This window comes from Streptomyces sp. KL116D (genome assembly GCF_030766975.1).
Taxonomy (GTDB): Bacteria; Actinomycetota; Actinomycetes; order Streptomycetales; family Streptomycetaceae; genus Streptomyces; species Streptomyces longispororuber_A.
Window position 1 is genome coordinate 16,648 of the sequence record NZ_JASERH010000114.1, and the last position, 16,239, is coordinate 32,886.

20 protein-coding genes and 1 tRNA gene are annotated in these 16,239 nt (G+C 72.3%); 15 read left to right on the forward strand and 6 right to left on the reverse strand.

Annotated features, from left to right (window positions below; genetic code table 11):
* Nucleotides 1-17: 17 nt before the first annotated feature.
* Together RBJ77_RS43975 and RBJ77_RS43980 are read right to left on the reverse strand one after the other, a co-directional pair.
* Nucleotides 18-344, reverse strand: a complete 327-nt coding sequence (locus RBJ77_RS43975) for a cupin (protein ID WP_372350126.1) — start codon at nt 342-344, stop codon at nt 18-20.
* Between the two features lie 42 nt (nt 345-386).
* Entirely contained in the window at nt 387-1,304 is a 918-nt protein-coding gene (locus RBJ77_RS43980) for a LysR family transcriptional regulator (protein ID WP_372350127.1), read from the reverse strand.
* A 165-nt stretch (nt 1,305-1,469) separates the two neighbouring features.
* Between RBJ77_RS43980 and RBJ77_RS43985 the strand changes: the two genes are divergently transcribed.
* Entirely contained in the window at nt 1,470-2,231 is a 762-nt protein-coding gene (locus tag RBJ77_RS43985) for a sulfite exporter TauE/SafE family protein (RefSeq protein WP_372350128.1), read from the forward strand.
* Nucleotides 2,232-2,274: 43 nt separating this feature from the next.
* Here RBJ77_RS43985 and RBJ77_RS43990 read toward each other — a convergent pair whose 3' ends face one another.
* Nucleotides 2,275-4,941, reverse strand: coding sequence for a GNAT family N-acetyltransferase (locus RBJ77_RS43990; RefSeq protein WP_372350129.1), 2,667 nt, complete (start codon nt 4,939-4,941; stop codon nt 2,275-2,277).
* Nucleotides 4,942-5,027: 86 nt separating this feature from the next.
* Between RBJ77_RS43990 and RBJ77_RS43995 the strand changes: the two genes are divergently transcribed.
* The 3 genes from RBJ77_RS43995 to RBJ77_RS44005 all read left to right on the forward strand — a co-directional run bounded on the left by RBJ77_RS43995 (nt 5,028) and on the right by RBJ77_RS44005 (nt 6,235).
* Nucleotides 5,028-5,627, forward strand: coding sequence for an HhH-GPD-type base excision DNA repair protein (locus RBJ77_RS43995; RefSeq protein ID WP_255982165.1), 600 nt, complete (start codon nt 5,028-5,030; stop codon nt 5,625-5,627).
* 76 nt (nt 5,628-5,703) lie between these two features.
* Complete coding sequence (locus tag RBJ77_RS44000; RefSeq protein WP_372350130.1) at nt 5,704-6,039, forward strand: hypothetical protein; 336 nt, start codon at nt 5,704-5,706, stop codon at nt 6,037-6,039.
* Between the two features lie 55 nt (nt 6,040-6,094).
* Nucleotides 6,095-6,235 carry a hypothetical protein gene (locus RBJ77_RS44005; protein WP_372350131.1) on the forward strand — a complete coding sequence of 47 codons (141 nt, stop codon included), beginning with the start codon at nt 6,095-6,097 and terminating at the stop codon, nt 6,233-6,235.
* Between the two features lie 56 nt (nt 6,236-6,291).
* Here the strand turns inward: RBJ77_RS44005 and RBJ77_RS44010 are convergent, their stop codons facing one another.
* Nucleotides 6,292-8,079, reverse strand: coding sequence for a helicase HerA-like domain-containing protein (locus RBJ77_RS44010; protein ID WP_372350132.1), 1,788 nt, complete (start codon nt 8,077-8,079; stop codon nt 6,292-6,294).
* 121 nt (nt 8,080-8,200) lie between these two features.
* Between RBJ77_RS44010 and RBJ77_RS44015 the strand changes: the two genes are divergently transcribed.
* Both RBJ77_RS44015 and RBJ77_RS44020 read left to right on the forward strand, forming a co-directional pair.
* Nucleotides 8,201-8,497 (forward strand): type II toxin-antitoxin system VapB family antitoxin, encoded by a 297-nt coding sequence (locus RBJ77_RS44015; RefSeq protein WP_003955420.1) that lies wholly within the window; start codon nt 8,201-8,203, stop codon nt 8,495-8,497.
* Nucleotides 8,498-8,594: 97 nt separating this feature from the next.
* Entirely contained in the window at nt 8,595-9,251 is a 657-nt protein-coding gene (locus RBJ77_RS44020) for a LytR C-terminal domain-containing protein (protein ID WP_372350133.1), read from the forward strand.
* Between the two features lie 116 nt (nt 9,252-9,367).
* Here the strand turns inward: RBJ77_RS44020 and upp are convergent, their stop codons facing one another.
* On the reverse strand, nt 9,368-10,003 hold the full coding sequence (gene upp, locus RBJ77_RS44025; RefSeq protein ID WP_255977784.1) for a uracil phosphoribosyltransferase: 636 nt from the start codon (nt 10,001-10,003) through the stop codon (nt 9,368-9,370).
* Between the two features lie 132 nt (nt 10,004-10,135).
* Between upp and RBJ77_RS44030 the strand changes: the two genes are divergently transcribed.
* From RBJ77_RS44030 to RBJ77_RS44070, 9 genes are all read left to right on the forward strand, one after another.
* On the forward strand, nt 10,136-10,354 hold the full coding sequence (locus RBJ77_RS44030; RefSeq protein WP_372350134.1) for a hypothetical protein: 219 nt from the start codon (nt 10,136-10,138) through the stop codon (nt 10,352-10,354).
* Between the two features lie 217 nt (nt 10,355-10,571).
* Nucleotides 10,572-11,126, forward strand: coding sequence for a hypothetical protein (locus RBJ77_RS44035; protein ID WP_255977788.1), 555 nt, complete (start codon nt 10,572-10,574; stop codon nt 11,124-11,126).
* 85 nt (nt 11,127-11,211) lie between these two features.
* Complete coding sequence (gene tadA / locus RBJ77_RS44040; protein ID WP_372350151.1) at nt 11,212-11,670, forward strand: tRNA adenosine(34) deaminase TadA; 459 nt, start codon at nt 11,212-11,214, stop codon at nt 11,668-11,670.
* A 10-nt stretch (nt 11,671-11,680) separates the two neighbouring features.
* Nucleotides 11,681-11,765 (forward strand) — tRNA-Ser (locus RBJ77_RS44045).
* Nucleotides 11,766-12,238: 473 nt separating this feature from the next.
* A complete protein-coding gene (locus tag RBJ77_RS44050) occupies nt 12,239-12,409 on the forward strand; it encodes a hypothetical protein (protein WP_255977790.1) in 171 nt (56 codons plus the stop codon).
* 29 nt (nt 12,410-12,438) lie between these two features.
* A complete protein-coding gene (locus tag RBJ77_RS44055) occupies nt 12,439-12,732 on the forward strand; it encodes a Dabb family protein (protein ID WP_255977792.1) in 294 nt (97 codons plus the stop codon).
* Nucleotides 12,733-12,902: 170 nt separating this feature from the next.
* Complete coding sequence (locus RBJ77_RS44060; RefSeq protein WP_372350152.1) at nt 12,903-13,826, forward strand: RNA polymerase sigma factor SigF; 924 nt, start codon at nt 12,903-12,905, stop codon at nt 13,824-13,826.
* A 247-nt stretch (nt 13,827-14,073) separates the two neighbouring features.
* Complete coding sequence (locus RBJ77_RS44065; RefSeq protein WP_255977796.1) at nt 14,074-14,946, forward strand: RNA polymerase sigma factor SigF; 873 nt, start codon at nt 14,074-14,076, stop codon at nt 14,944-14,946.
* A gap of 172 nt (nt 14,947-15,118) precedes the next feature.
* Nucleotides 15,119-15,877 carry a hypothetical protein gene (locus RBJ77_RS44070; RefSeq protein WP_372350135.1) on the forward strand — a complete coding sequence of 253 codons (759 nt, stop codon included), beginning with the start codon at nt 15,119-15,121 and terminating at the stop codon, nt 15,875-15,877.
* Nucleotides 15,878-15,914: 37 nt separating this feature from the next.
* On the opposite strand, the gene RBJ77_RS44075 is transcribed toward RBJ77_RS44070, so the two are convergent.
* Nucleotides 15,915-16,127, reverse strand: a complete 213-nt coding sequence (locus RBJ77_RS44075) for a hypothetical protein (RefSeq protein WP_255977800.1) — start codon at nt 16,125-16,127, stop codon at nt 15,915-15,917.
* Nucleotides 16,128-16,239 lie beyond the last annotated feature (112 nt).

The window sequence follows — 16,239 nt, forward strand, 5'->3', positions numbered from 1 at the left end:
ACGGGAACACGATCAGCTCAGGCCGTCACCGCAGTCAACAGCACCGCCGCATCCGTCAGCGCCACCAGGCCGTGGCGTTCCTGGGGGATCGGGTGGAGGTGGCCGGGGCCGAGGGTGATGTCGCCGGAGACCGCCGTGAGGCGGACGCGGCCGGTGAGGACCTGGAGGGTGGCCGCCGGCGGGGCGTTGTGTTCCTCCAGGGAGCGGCCCGCGGTCAGGGCGATGACGCTCTGGCGGAGCTGGTCCTCGTGGACGATCAGTTCCGCGCTGCGGCCGTGGGCGGACTCGCGGGCGATCGCCAGGTGGTCGTCGGCGAGGGACGTGAGGGTGTGCGTGGTGGTCATGGAGCCAGGGTCGCGCGGCGAAGGGGTGGGCGCGACGTCGTGTCAGCCGATCGGGCCAGCCGCGCCGACCGGGCAGGTGCGGCCCACCGTGTCGGCGAAGGCCCTGGCCAGCGGGGTCAGGGCGGACCAGCGGCGGACCGCCCAGCCGACCTGGAGGGGTGGCAGGCAGGGGACGGGGACGAGGGTCAGGCCGGGGTGGCCCGGGCCGCGCAGGCCCGGCAGGTCGGGGACGACGGCGTGGCCGAGGCCCAGTTCGGCCAGGTGCACGGCGGTGTCCCAGTCGGCGATGCCGGTGCCGGACGCGGTGCCCGAGGCGATGCCCAGTTCGGCGAAGCGGTCGTCGAGGTGGCCGCGGGACGTGGAGTGTTCGGGCGGGAGGATGAGCTGGGCCGAGGCGCGCAGGTCGTCCGGTTCGGCACGGGTCCTGGCGGCCAGGGCGTCGTCGTCGCGGACCGCGAGGACCCAGGGGAGTTCGACCACCGGGTGCAGCTCTATGCCGCGCGCGGGGGTGCCCATCGTGATCCACGCCAGGTCCAGGTCGTGCGCGGCGAGCGCCTCGAAGCAGCTGCGGCTGGAACTGACCGTCTGGAACTCCAGGCTGACCTGAGGATGCGTACGGCGGAACTCGACGATCGCCTCCGCCATGAAGTGGCGGACCGAGGTGGCGCCGGTCGTCACCCGCACCGAGCCGCTCTCGCCGCGCGCCAGGTCGTCGAGGCGGCGCAGCGCGTGGTCGATGGCGCCGAGGCCGTCGGCCGCCGCGGCGCGCAGGATGCGGCCCGCGGGGGTGGGCACGACGCCGCGCGCGTGCCGTTCGAGCAGGCCGATGCCGGCCTCCTTCTCCAGCCGCTTGACGTGCTGGCTCACCGCGGACTGCGTGCAGGACAGATCGCGTGCGACGGCGCTGAGGCTGCCCGCGCGGCAGACGGCGACGAAGACGCGGAGGTCGTCGAGGGTCACGTCACCCAAGGTATGACTTGGGTTCGTGCAAGGAAACCCTCGGATTGACTTGGGTGCCGACGCGACGGACGATCGTGCACGGGACGGCCCAGGGCGGCAACCCGCCACGGAGGTCGCGAACTCCCGGCGGGTGCCGACCCGTTGACCAAGGAGGAGCGGCAACCCGTGGACGTAGTCGAGGCAGTGGCGATCGGTGCCGCCGGAGTCGCCGCGGGCGGGATGAACGCGGTGGTCGGGTCCGGCACCCTGATCACGTTCCCGACGCTGCTCGCGTTCGGGTACCCCCCGGTCCTCGCGAACGTCTCCAACAACATCGGCCTGGTGCCGGGCGTGCTCAGCGCCGCGTACGGCTACCGTCGCGAACTGCGGGGCCAGCGGCGGCGGTTGATACGGTTCGGCGCCGCCTCGCTGATCGGCGGTCTGGCGGGCGCGCTCCTGCTGCTGAACCTGCCGGACGCCGCGTTCCGCGCCATCGTGCCCGTGCTGATCCTCACGGCCTGTGTGCTCGTACTGCTCCAGCCCCGGCTGAACCGGTGGATGAAGAACCGGCCGAACTCCGGCTCGCGCACCGACGGCGGCGTCCCGATGTGGCTCGGCGTCCTCGGCACCGGCGTCTACGGCGGCTACTTCGGGGCGGCCCAGGGCGTGCTCCTGATGGGCATGTTCGGGGCCGTGCTCCGCGACGACCTGCAGCGGCTGAACGCCGCTAAGAACGTCCTCGCGTCGCTGGTCAACGGCGTCGCGGCGGTCCTGTTCATCGCGGTCGCCGACGTCGACTGGGCGGTGGCCGCGCTGATCGCGGCGGGCTCCACGGCGGGCGGTCTGATCGGCGCCCGGCTGGGCCGCAAGCTGCCGCCGAACGCGATGCGCGGCGTCATCGTGACCGTCGGCGTCACCGCGTCGGCGCTGCTCATCGCCCGCTCGTGACCGGCCGCTCGTGACCGGACCGGCTGCTCGTGACCGGCCGCGACTACCGGGTGTAGAAGGCGAGTTGGGCGCGCTTCTCGACGAGGTGCACCTCGGGCAGCTTCACCTCGGGCAGCACGATCTCCCCGGCGAGCTCGAACCCCACGCGGGAGAAGAGCGCGATCGCCTTCTCGTTGCGCGCGTCCGGCTCGGCGACGATCCGCTTCCGGCCGAGCCCGTCGAACGCGTACGAGGTCAGCACGCCCACCAGCGCGCCGGTGAACCCGCGCACGGCCCCCGCACCACCGGCGGGCGCGACCAGCAGGTGCACGCCGACGTCGCCGTCGCGCACCTCGTAGCACTCGCTGACCCGGTCGGCCTCCGGCTCGTACGTCTGGAAGAGGGCGACCGGAGTTCCGTCGAGGCGGACCAGGAAGGCGTGGTGGGTGTCGAGCCCGGCCATGTGCGCGTAGATGTCGCGCACGTCGTCGCGGCCGATGCCCGTCATGCCCCAGAACGTGGCCCGCTCCTCGCGCACCCACCCGTGCAGCACGTCGATGTCGTCGCCGGCCGGGTCGACGGGCGCGAGGCGGAAGGTGCCGAGCCCCTCGACGTACTGCTCGTGCACGGTCGCCGCGGCGGCAGCATCGGTCGCGTCGGGTGCGTCGGGCTTTTCGGGCACCGGGTTCTCCTTGGTCAGTCGGTCGAAGTCGGTGGTCACGGGGGCGAGTTCGCCGCGCAGCCACAGCGGCAGCTGGTCGCGGTGGTGCGGCGTGCCGGGCACTCCGGACGCGCCGAACGGCACGATCCAGCGGCTGTCGTCGCGCCGCGCGAGGTCCCACACGTAGCGGGCGGCGGGGCCGCGCGCGCTGAGGTCGGTGACGCCGGGCACGCTCGACGTGGACAGCACGCAGTCGTGGTCGCCGTCCAGGCCGGGCCACTCGGCGCCGGGGTCGGCGAGCGCCTGCCAGGGAGCGAGCCGGTGCAGTTCGCCCCAGGTGGTCCCGGTCGCCTCCGCCGCCACCTCCTGGAGGGCCGCGCGGACGGCCGCGAGCCGCTCCTCGTACGGGATCCGGTCGGTCGCCAAAAGGTTCTCCAGGCCGAACGCGACGCGCGGCACGAGCGCCAGCCACGGCCGGAAGACCTCCGGGTACGCGGGCATCAGCCCGGTCAGCGGCGCGAGGTGCGGGTGGGCGGCGAGCCGGCGGACGACACCGGACCGCACCCGCGCGTACGCGGCGGCGCGCACGCTGCCCGCGGCCATCCGCCGGTCCCAGTTCAGCAGGGACGCGCGCAGCCGGGCGGCATCGTCGTCGAGGCCGTCGAGCTCCTCGACCAGCCTCAACAGGGGTCTGGCCGAGGCGAGTTCGGTGTCGGTGTGGACGGCGGCCATGCCGTCGGCGTCCCACGTCACCTGTCCGGCGAGCAGTGCGGCGATGCGCCGGGCGCGGTGCGGCGGCGCGAACTCGATGCCGAGGGGCGCGGCGAGGGAGCGCTCGTTCGCCATCACGGCGACCCCGTCGGCGCCGATGTCGGCGCGCGGCATCGGCGCGTACCGGCCGCGCCAGGCGTACCGCTCCTCCCAGGCGGGCACGACCCGCAGCATGTTCTCCGGGTCGCGTACGGGGACGGTGCCCGCGACCCGGTGCAGCAGACCGCCCTCGGTGTCGGCGGCGAGCACCACGTTGACGGGTTCGGCCCAGCGGTCGAAGGCCCGGTCGACGTCGCCGACGGTGCGGGCGCGCAGCAGGCCGGGCAGCGCGGCGAAGCCGAGGTCGGCGTGGACGCGGGCGGGCTGGCGCAGGCTGATCCCCTCGCCGTCGTCGGGGCCGCCGATGACGACGACGCCGCGCTCGGTCTCGACGACCTCGACGCCGTCCTCCCGGTGGGCGTGCGCGGGCCGCCAGCCGTCGGGCCCCAGCGCCTCGACGCCGCCCTCGCCGGTCCGCCGCAGCCGCTCCCGGTACAGGTCCTGGTAGTCGGCCATGGCGTTGGTGATGGCCCAGGCGACCCCGCCGGTGTGGCCGAAGTGACCGATGCCGGGGACGCCCGGCACGGCGAGTCCCACGACGTCGAACTCCGGGCAGGCGAGCCGGATCTGCTGGTAGACGCCGGGATCCTCGATGAACCGGTGCGGGTCCCCGGCGATCAGCGTGCGGTCCTCCCCGGCGACCAGCCACCCGTTGCTGCCGGAGGTGCCGGGACCGTCGGTGGCGAACAGCTCCACGGCGTCCGCGCCGAGCCGCCGCACGACCTCGTCGCGCCACAGCTTCCCGGGGAACCCGGCGAACAGCACGTGCGTCGACAGCCAGACGCCGAGCGGCGTCCACGGCTCCCAGCGGCCGGGCGCGGCCCCGGCGCGCGCGAACTCCGGCGCCCGCTCGCCCGGTTGTGCCAGGCCGTCGTTGACCCCGTCGACGTAGGCCCCCACCCACGCCCGGGTCGGCGCGTCCAGCGCCTCGTAGCAGCGCCGGGCGGTGTCGGCGAGCCGCGCCTGCCGCGCGAACCGGTCCCAGCCGACCGCCTCCGCCCCCAGCAGTGCGGCGGACGAGCCGAGCATCCGGTGCCGCTCGACCTCGATCTGCCAGGCCCGGTCGAGGGCGGTGACCCGGCCCTGCGCGTACGCGAGCGCGGACGCGTCGCCCGCCCGCAGGTGCGGGACGCCCCACTCGTCCCGGAAGAGCTCGAAGCCCTCCGCGTCACCGAGGTTCACAGGTCCCCCACTCCCCATCCACGAAATTCTTAGGCGAGCCTAACCTAAGCCGCGTAGCACTCGACGGGCAGTGGCGCGATCATCGAGGTATGAGCCGTAGCCACATGGACGCCACCCTCCACCTCGCCCAGGAACCCGCCGCCGACGAACTGCTCGGCCGCAGTCCGCTCGCCGCGCTCGTGGGGATGCTGCTCGACCAGCAGGTGCCCATGGAGTGGGCGTTCGCGGGCCCGCACACCATCGCCGTCCGGCTGGGCGCCGACGACCTGGACGCCCACGAGATCGCCGCGTACGACCCCGAGGCCTTCGCCGCGCTGCTCTCCACGAAGCCGGCCGTGCACCGCTACCCGGGATCCATGGCCCAGCGCATCCAGCAGCTGTGCGCCTACCTCGTCGAGCACTACGACGGCGACGCCGCCGCCGTCTGGTCGGACGCCGCCACCGGCAAGGAACTCCTGACCCGGCTGAACGAGCTGCCCGGCTTCGGCAAGCAGAAGGCCCAGATCTTCCTCGCCCTGCTCGGCAAGCAGCTCGGCGTCCGGCCCACGGGCTGGCGCGCGGCGGCGGGCGCGTACGGCGAGGCGAAGGCGTTCCGCTCGGTCGCCGACATCACCGGGCCCGAGTCCCTCGCGAAGGTGCGCGCGCACAAGCAGGAGATGAAGGCCGCGGCGAAGGCGGCGAAGGCCGCCGCGTCAGCACAGTGACGCATCCGTAGCCCAAGAGGGCGGTTCTGGCGGCGCGGAGATCGCGTCACGGGCGTGTCCGGGGACAAGTCGGGGCATGAGCGCCGCCACGTCCACCGCCGCCCCGGGCCGCCGTGCCCGGGCCTGGGCGCGTGCGCTGCTGCTCGCGGTCGCCCTGCTGGTCACCCCGCTGACCGGGCCGGCGGCCGAGGCGGCGCCGCCGGCCGCCGCGTCGTCCTGCGAACCGGGCGAGCTCCACCAGGACACCGCCGAGAACGCCCTCCGCCTCCCGACCGGCCACCCGGTCCGCCTCCTCACGGCCCCGCCCCGGCAGCCGCGCCCGTCGTTCGCGCCCTGCTGGGCCAGAACCAGCCCCGACCACCCCGCAAGCCCGTCCCACCGCGCCCTGCGCACCGTCGTCCTGCGCTGCTGATACGGCCTCCGGCCCCGTCAGGAAACCCCGCACGACGTCGGAAGGACGCCCACCCATGCCCAAGGACCCGTACGCCCTCCTGCGCGCTCTGCTGCGCGCGGAGGCGACCCGTGAGGCCCGCGTACAGAAGCCGCAGACCGCCCGGTCCGCGCAGGACCGGCCCGCGCCGGCAGGACAGGAGAAGGACGCCGGATGAGACGAGGTGGTCCGCCGGCCCCGAGGGCCGGCGGACCACCTCCTCAGAGGGCGCGGTCAGCGCCTGCGCGTACCGAAGATCGACCGGGAGATCTCCCGCCCGAGCTGCGTCCCCACGGACCGCGCCAGCGACTTGAAGATCCCGCTCCCCACGACCTGGTCCACCACGGACGCGTCCTGCGCGGGACGCCCCCGCGCGGCGGCCTTCGCCTCCTTCTCGGCGGCGAGCGCCTCCGCCTCGGCCCGCTTGCGCGCCGCGGTCTCCGCCTCCTGCGCGGTCAGCTTCTCGAACGCCGACTCGCGGTCCACGGCGTCGGCGTACCGGGAGTACAGCAGCGACCCCTTCACCGCCGCGTCGAGCGCGCCCGCCTCCACCGGCCCCATCAGCGACTCCGGCGCCCGCAGCCGGGTGGCCGCGACCGGCGTCGGCGCGCCCTTCTCGCTCAGCACGGTGATCACGGCCTCGCCGGTGCCCAGCGAGGTGAGCACCTCTTCGAGGTCGTACCCCGAGTTGGGGAACGTCTTCACCGTCGCCTTCAGCGCCTTCTGGTCGTCCGGCGTGAAGGCCCTGAGCGCGTGCTGCACGCGGTTGCCGAGCTGCGCGAGGACGTCGGCGGGCACGTCCTTGGGGGTCTGCGTCACGAAGAAGATGCCGACGCCCTTGGACCGGATCAGCCGCACGGTCTGCGTGATCGCTTCGAGGAACGCCTTCGACGCGCCGTTGAACAGCAGGTGCGCCTCGTCGAAGAAGAAGACGAGCTTCGGCTTCTCCACGTCCCCGACCTCGGGCAGCCCCTGGAACAGGTCCGCGAGCAGCCACATCAGGAACGTCGAGAACAGCTGCGGCTTGTCCTGGACCGCGGGCAGCTCCAGTACGGAGACCAGCCCCCGCCCGTCCGGAGCCGTCCGCAGCAGTTCGCTGGTGTCGAACTCCGGCTCCCCGAAGAAGTCGCCCATGCCCTGCGCCTCGAAGGCGGTCAAGGCCCGCAGGATCACCCCGGCGGTGACGGTCGACAGACCGCCGATCTCCTTGAGCTCGGGCTTGCCCTCGTCGGACGTGAGGAAGGTGACGACGGCCCTGAGGTCCTTCAGGTCGACGAGCTCCAGGCCCTTCTGGTCCGCGTAGTGGAAGATCAGGCCGAGCGACTGCTCCTGGGTCTGGTTGAGCTGGAGCACCTTCGACAGCAGGACCGGGCCGAAGCTCGTGACGGTCGCCCGCAGCGGGATGCCCGCGCCGATGCCGCCCAGCGCGTAGAACTCGCACGGGAACCCGGTCGCCGCCCACTCCTGGCCGACCTGCCCGGCCCGCTCGCGCACCTTGTCGTTGTCCTCGCCCGGCGCGGAGATCCCGGACACGTCGCCCTTGATGTCGGCGAGGAAGACGGGCACGCCCTGCGCGGCCAGCTGCTCGGCGATGAGCTGGAGGGTCTTCGTCTTGCCGGTGCCGGTGGCGCCGGCGACGAGGCCGTGCCGGTTCAGCATCGGCAGCGGGATGCGGATCTGGGCGTCGGTGTGGCACGCGCCGTCCCACATCAGGGCACCGAGGTCGAGGGCCGGCCCGGTGAACGCGTAGCCGGAGGCGATCTCCAGCGCCTCGGCGGGCAGCGCGGGGGCGCCGGTCACGGTCTCGGGGTGCGCGGGTGCTTCGGGTGCCTCGGCGGCTCCGGAAGCCTCGGGAGCCGTGGGCGCCGCAGGGGACGCGGGCGCCGCGGGCGGCAGGAAGCGGCTGCGCTTCGGGGCGGCTCCCGCGGCCGCCGCCCCGACCGTCAACGAGGCGCCCGTCTCTCCACCGGACGAGTTCACGTCACCGGCCGGTCCGCCCGCCATCGGCTCGCTGTCACTCATTTCAGGCCCCTGTCCCCTGCTTGAGTGTTCCCATTTCGCCCCGTTTCAGGGCGTTATTTCCCAGGGTCGCACTCCGTCTCCATGGCTGCGCCCGGAGAGCCTCGACCGGTAGGCTTTCCGTGTGATCTTCAAGCGCATCGGAAACGGCCGGCCGTACCCCGACCACGGCCGGGAAAGCACCCGGCAGTGGGCGGACGTCGCGCCGCGCCCGGTCCGCCTCGATCAGTTGGTGACGACCAAGGGCCAGCTCGACCTGGAAACGCTGCTCGCCGAGGACTCCACGTTCTACGGCGACCTCTTCGCGCACGTCGTGAAGTGGCAGGGCGACCTGTACCTGGAGGACGGACTGCACCGCGCGGTCCGCGCCGCGCTCCAGCAGCGCCAGGTGCTGCACGCCCGCGTCCTCGAACTGGGCTGACGGCACTCCGGTCCGCATTGGCCCTTTTGGGTTGGACTGGGCGGCCGCGCGTGATCATTTAATAGGCATCACTGCCGAGCGGCACTACGCTGCGCCCATGAGCATGCTCACTCCCCCCGGCATGGGCGGCAAGTACCGCATCACGGGGGACAAATATCCCCGTATGCGGCGCGGCCGCTCGCGCAGCAGGATTGTGCTCGCCGTTGTCGCGTCCGTCGTGGCGGTCGCCCTGATCGGCTGGGGATCGTTCCAGCTCGTCGACGTCTTCACCGGCGGCGGCAAGGCCACGGCAGCGGGCCCCGGGCCCGCCGACTGCGCGAGGAAGCCGAGCGCGAGCGCGTCGCCGTCGGTCCCGGCCACGGCGAAGAAGCTGCCCGCCCCCGGCCAGATCACGGTGAACGTCCTCAACGCCACGCCCCGCGGCGGCCTCGCCAAGGACACCGCCGACGAGCTGAAGAAGCGCGGCTTCAAGATCGGCGAGGTGGGGAACGCGACGAAGGCGTACGACAAGAAGGTCAAGGGCACCGGGATACTGCTCGGCGCGACGACGGCGACGGACGCGGCGCTGCCGGTCCTGGGCACGCAGCTGGCCGGCGCCGAACAGAAGGCCGACACGCGCGCCAAGGCCACCGAGGTCGACCTGATCCTCGGCACGGCGTTCAAGTCCCTCACACCGAAGGCCGACGCCACGAAGGCGCTCACCGCCCTGACCCACCCGAAGCCGGCGCCCAGCGCGTCGAAGCCGGGCTGTTGAGGGGAGCGCCCCGCCAGGGGCGCGGGAAACTGCGCGCTCAGCCACGAAAGAAGCCGCGGACGGAACCGCTCGTGCACCGAGCAGCCCCGTCCGCGGCTTCTTCGTAGGGGGCCGCCCTACTCGGCGGCGCCGTACATCCGGTCACCCGCGTCGCCGAGGCCCGGGACGATGTACCCGTTCTCGTTCAGGCGCTCGTCGACCGACGCGGTCACCACGGTCACCGGCGTCCCCGCCAGCTCCCGCTCCATGATCTCGACGCCCTCGGGCGCGGCCAGCAGCACCACGGCGGTGACGTCGTCCGCACCGCGCTTGATCAGCTCCTGGATCGCCGCGACGAGCGTGCCGCCCGTGGCGAGCATCGGGTCCAGGACGTACACCTGGCGCCCGGAGAGGTCGTCCGGCATCCGCGTCGCGTACGTGGAGGCCTGCAGCGTCTCCTCGTTGCGCACCATGCCGAGGAAGCCCACCTCGGCGGTCGGCAGCAGCCGCACCATGCCGTCGAGCATGCCGAGACCGGCCCGCAGGATCGGCACGACCAGCGGACGCGGGTAGGACAGCTTCACGCCGGTCGTCGCCGTCACCGGGGTCTCGATGTCGACCTGCTCGGTGCGCACGTCCCGGGTCGCCTCGTACGCGAGCAGGGTGACCAGCTCGTCGGCCAGGCGCCGGAAGGTCGGGGAGTCGGTGCGCTTGTCGCGCAGCGTGGTGAGTTTGTGCGCCACCAGCGGGTGGTCGACGACGTGGATCCGCATGTCCCCAACAGTAACCGGGCCCCACCGCCCCGGCTTCCCCTCGTGTCCGCGCCGTTGGCATCAAAGGCCCGCCCCGAGGGAAAGTGGAAGGGACTCGCCGTCTAGAGGGGTACTGGGGTGGTGGTGTGGCCCATGCCGGACCAGAAGCGCCAAGAGGAGCCCGACCGGGAGACCGGGACCGCGCGGAGCGGATCCGGGGAACCCGAGACCGACGCCGAACGAAGGCGCCGCCGCGCCGTGTTCCTGCGCGAGCTGACCGAGGCGCGCGAGCTGCGCGCCCGGGTCCAGCCGCGCCGCGCCCGGGCCGCGAGGATGCGCCAGCAGATGCGGATGCGCACGTTTCGCTGGTGACACAGCGGTGACGTGCGGGTGACGCGCCTCACACCAGACACCCCCGTCGGGCGTCCGTCGGAGACGCGACGCCAACACAGCGCGCGGAAGACCTCTCTTGAAGCCGTACTTTCTGCCACGATTCCGAGTGGGCGGGGCTTGAACTGCACTCCCCGCCGGCAACACTCCGCCGGGGGGACCCCTTACCGGCACACCTGAGACCAGTGGGAGAGTCACGGTGTACTTCGCCGCACTGCTCGCGCGCACCGAAGACGGGTGGGAAGCGAGCGATACAGAGCTCGACGACGTGGAGGCCCTGTCGGACCTGTCCGACCTGGCCCGCGAGGCGGCGGCCGAGGCCGGCGCCGAGGACGACACGGTCCTCGTCTTCATCGAACAAGAGGACGCGTGGTTCGGCATCGTCCGTGTGGACGGCGAGGAGGACCCTCGCATCTACATCTCCGACGCTGCCGCGGCCGCCCGCAGCAGCTACGGCGAGATCCTGCTCACCGACGAACTGCTCGGCAAGGATCCGGACGGCGACGACGAACTGGACGCCCTCGACCTGGACGGCACGGAGGACGGCGAACCGGAGGCGTCCGACGACAGCGAGGAGGAGGACGACGACGGCACCGGTGCCGAAGCCGTGCCGCCCGGTCCGCTGGGCGACGCCGAGATCCTCGCCGACCTGGGCGTGCCCGAGAAGGAGCTGCTCGCCCTCGACGCGGGCGACGCACTGGGTGAGATCGCCGAGATCCTGGGTGCCGCGGAGGTGCTCGAGACGGTGCGCTGATCCTCCCGGGGTTAGATTCCTGGCCGTGACACCCCACGACACCACCGACGGCCCCGATCCCGTACGCGATCCCTGGAAGCCGCCCATGCGGCAGGCCCTGGCCGAGGCCGGTCTTGCCGCGGCGGGCGGCGACGTACCCGTCGGCGCCGTCGTCCTGGCGCCGGACGGCACCACCGTGCTCGCCGCCGCGCACAACGAACGCGAGCTGACCGGTGACCCCACCGCCCACGCCGAGGTCCTGGCGATCCGCCGGGCCGCCGAGGCGGTCGGCGAGTGGCGGCTCACCGGCTGCACGCTCGTCGTCACCCTGGAGCCGTGCACCATGTGCGCGGGCGCCATCGTCCAGTCCCGCCTCGACCGCGTCGTCTACGGAGCCCGTGACGACAAGGCCGGGGCGGCCGGTTCGCTGTGGGACGTGATCCGCGACCGACGGCTCAACCACCGGCCCGAAGTGATCTCCGGAGTGCTCGCGCAGGAGTGCGCGGAACCCCTGACCCGGTTCTTCAGGGATACGGATTTCAGACCACGGCCCTCTTTGGGCTAGAGTTCCTCTCGGTAGCGTGTCCGAGCGGCCGAAGGAGCTCGCCTCGAAAGCGAGTGTGGGGAAACTCACCGAGGGTTCAAATCCCTCCGCTACCGCTGACAACGCCCCCCTTCCACGGGTTCACCGAGGAAGGGGGGCGTTCTGCATGCCGGTTGCCGGTGGGCCGGTGGGCGCGTGGGTCCGTACGCGAAGAGCCCCGGCGCCTGACCAGGGGCACCGGGGCTCTCGTCCCGCTCGGTCGGGGGAAGCGGCATCGGGGGGACAAGCCGCTTCCCCCGGTGAGGACGGACTCCCGTAAGCCCACGCCGCTTCTCGGGGGAAGCTGCGGCGCGGACCCCGCAGTCGGGGTCACGTCCCTGCCCTTCGGATTCCTGCCAGACCCTCCGGGCTCACCACCCATCCTGCGCCCTCGCGAGGCCGTCGCGGAGCGGCAAAGGGCCTGTGGCGCAGGGCCCTTGGTCCTTAAAGGCCGGGTGAGAGATCGTCCGGGATAGACTCGCGCCCGGCAACAGGGGCCACAGGCGGAACAGATGTGGTGCGGGCGCGGGCAACGGGGAGGCCGAACGTAGTGCAACCGAAGAAAATTGGTCTGTTCGTCGCGGTCGTCTTCGTGCTCTACGTGATCATCACCGACCCCGCCAAGGCCGCCGACTACGTCCAGATAGGCTTCGAAGGCGTATCGACCGCCGCGCAGTCCATCGGGGACTTCATGACCTGGGTCGTCAACGGCGGTCAGTGAGTTCGGCCCACTGCCCGGGAGCGTCGCCTGTGATCCGCCATCTGGTCCTCTTCAAGCTCAACGACGGCGTCAGCCGGGACGAACCGCGTGTCGTCGAGGGCGTCCGGGCCTTCCGCGCGCTGGGTGAGCAGATCCCCGAGCTGACGTTCTGGGAGTGCGACTGGAACATCACCGACCGGCCGATCGCCTACGACTTCGCGATCAACTCGGCGGTCGAGGACACCGATGCGCTGAAGCGGTACATCGAGCACCCCGCGCACCAGGCGGGTGTCGCCCTGTGGCGGGAGTTCGCCACGTGGGTGATCGCCGACTACGAATTCTGAGCAGCGCGCACCACCGAAAGGCCCCTCACCGGAACGGTGAGGGGCCTTTCCACGTCTTGTGCCCCAACTTGCCCTTCAACACGTAGTTATGCGGTGCTTGCACACAGTGCACATGTCTTGTGATGCTATGACCGCTTTTGACCGATGAGTTGACGGAAACAGAGGTGGGGTTGACCGTGCCGGCCAGTACTGCGCCTCAAGAAGCACCGCAAGCGCCGCAGGCGCCGCAAGCACCGGCCGTACCGGCCGTACCGCCTGCGCCGGCCGCGCCCGCCGAGCAGACCACCACCCCGGCCGCGCCCCCCGCGCCCCCCGCTTCGACCGCGAAGAGCCGCGGAGCCGACACCCGGGCCCTCACCCAGGTCCTCTTCGGCCAGCTCAAGGACCTGCTGCCGGGCAGCCCCGAGCACTCCCGGGTGCGCGGCGCCCTGATCGAGGCCAACCTGCCGCTGGTGCGCTACGCCGCGGCCCGCTTCCGCAGCCGCAACGAGCCGATGGAGGACGTCGTCCAGGTCGGCACGATCGGCCTCATCAACGCCATCGACCGGTTCGACCCGGACCGCGGGGTGCAGTTCCCGACCTTCGCCATGCCGACCGTCGTCGGCGAGATCAAGCGGTACTTCCGCGACAACGTGCGGACCGTGCACGTGCCGCGCCGACTGCACGAGCTGTGGGTGCAGGTGAACGCCGCGAGCGAGGACCTGACCACGGCCTTCGGACGCTCCCCCACGACCGCCGAGATCGCCGAGCGGCTGCGCATCGGCGAGGACGAGGTGCTCGCCTGCATCGAGGCCGGACGCTCGTACCACGCGACCTCCCTGGAAGCCGCGCAGGAGGGCGACGGGATGCCGGGCCTGCTCGACCGGCTCGGCTACGAGGACCCCGAACTCGACGGAGTCGAGCACCGCGACCTCGTCCGCCACCTGCTCGTACAACTGCCCGAGCGCGAGCAGCGCATCCTGCTCCTCAGGTACTACAGCAACTTGACGCAGTCTCAGATCAGCGCCGAACTGGGCGTCTCGCAGATGCACGTGTCAAGGCTCCTCGCCCGCAGCTTCGCCCGACTTCGATCCGCAAACAGGATCGAGGCGTAGCTGAAACGGGTAGACCGGATCGAGTGACCCCTTCCCGACGGAAACGCGGCCACCTCCGGCCACACCCCCTGCTTCCTGCGCGGATTCGCCCCATCCATGTCGACATGTCACTACAGCGTGTTGCCGACATGTGACATTCTGCTGGAACCGCGTTTGGCGCAGCCTCACGTCCGGTATTCAGGTGGAGGCTGCGCTCCTACCTGACGGGAGCGCCCGCCGCGACCGTCCGCGACCTCAAGGGGGTGGCATGTCCGCAGACCAGGGCAGCTCGAAGGTGCTCACGCTCTCGCCCGACACGCCTGTTCCTGTCCCGGCTCAGGCCCCCGCGACCCCCGAGGTCGTCCAGGGGACGTCCGGGTCCATCGACACCCGCACCCTGTCCCGCTCCCTGTTCCTGCGCCTTGCCGCGCTCGACGAGCAGAGCCCGGAGCGCGCCTATGTGCGCGACACCCTCATCGAGCTGAACCTCCCGCTCGTGCGCTACGCGGCAGCCCGCTTCCGCAGCCGGAACGAGCCGATGGAGGACATCGTCCAGGTCGGCACGATCGGTCTGATCAAGGCGATCGACCGGTTCGACTGCGAGCGCGGCGTGGAGTTCCCGACGTTCGCGATGCCGACCGTCGTCGGCGAGATCAAGCGGTTCTTCCGGGACACGTCCTGGTCCGTGCGGGTGCCGCGGCGCCTCCAGGAGCTGCGGCTCGCGCTGACGAAGGCGAGCGACGAGCTGGCCCAGAAGCTGGACCGCTCGCCGACCGTCCCCGAGCTCGCCGTGGCGCTGGGCGTCTCGGAGGAGGACGTGGTCGACGGCCTGGCCGTGGGGAACGCGTACACGGCGTCCTCCCTCGACTCCCCGGCCCCCGAGGACGACGGCGGCGAGGGCTCGCTCGCGGACCGGCTCGGTTACGAGGACACCGCCCTGGAGGGCGTCGAGTACCGGGAGTCGCTCAAGCCGCTGCTGGCCAAGCTGCCGCCGCGCGAGCGCCGGATCATCATGCTCCGGTTCTTTGCGAACATGACGCAGTCGCAGATCGGCGAAGAGGTCGGCATCTCGCAGATGCATGTCTCCCGGCTGCTCACCCGCACCCTGGCGCAGCTCCGCGAGGGTCTGATCGCGGACTGACCCGCCCACCTGCCGGACCTTCGGCGCGGGCCACCCCACCGGACGGGGGGCCCGCGCCGCCGCATGTGTGCCGTATGTGCCCTGCGGGGTTCCTAATTGACGGTCCGTCAGACACACTGGCGCGATGCTGCGGGCTTGGACACGTGGACGTAGAGGACGTAGGGGCATCGCCGTGGGGGCCGCTTCGGCGGCCGTCGTGTGTCTCGGCGGGACGGCCGTCGTGGCGCTCGGGGGCGACGACGGGCCGGCCGCCTACGTGGCCGTGGGCGCGGCCGGCGGCACCCCGTCGGAGCCGGGCGGCGGCGTCGCGCCCACCGGCAAGGTGGAGCTGGTCCCCCTGGACTCGGCGGAGCCGGGCGACGGCGGGGCAGCCGGCGAGGGCGGCGGCGGGGCCGCGGGCGAGGCCACGGACGGTTCCGGGGGCGACGGCAGCGGCACCGGCGACGGTGGCGGCGGGGTCCCGGTGGACGGCTCCGGACCCGGCGGCAGCGGGAGCGCGGACCCGGACGGCGCCTCGGACGGGCCGCCGTCGTCCACGGGCTCCGGCGACACCAACTCACCGGGCAGGCCGTCGAGTTCGGCCCCCGCTCAGAAGCCCGGCACCGGCTCCCCGTCCCCCGCCGGACCGGCCGCCCTCAAGGTGGGCGACCCGGAACTGAAGGACACGGACAAGCGCTGGTGTCAGGACGTGACGCTGACGCTGCACAACTCCGGTGGCAGCGCGGTCCGTTCGGGCACGGTCACCTTCGGGACGCACGTCATCGGCGCCCTCGGGATCGACTGGGCGACCGTGAAGTCCACCGAGAAGCTCCCCGTACCGATCGGCGCGGGAGAGAAGAAGGAGAAGACCTGGACGGTGTGCGTCGACTCCTGGCGCGTGCCGCTCGGGATGCACCTGGAGACGCGGGACGTCGACGTCGACTGGAAGTGACGCCCCACGCCACCGTTCAACTGGTCGTGCGCGGAAGCTACTTGAGCGCCAGCCAGGCCACCGCCGCGATCACGACGACCGCGACCACGATGCCGATGACCAGGCCCGCACCGGGACCGGACTTCGCCGGAGCCGCCTGCGCGCGCGGGGTGGGGGTGCCGCCCTCGTCGACGAAGGCGCGGAACATCTGGGTGCTGCCCGCGGGGTCGTAGTTGCCTTCGGGGTTCGGGCCCTGGGGGTTGTGTGCCATGGCCCAGGACCCTAGCGAATCGGCGCCACAGGCGCCACAGTCCGCCCACAGGGCACTTGAGCTGCGACTTTACCCCTTTACACCTGCACTTTGCCGTGATTTTAGGGTCGAA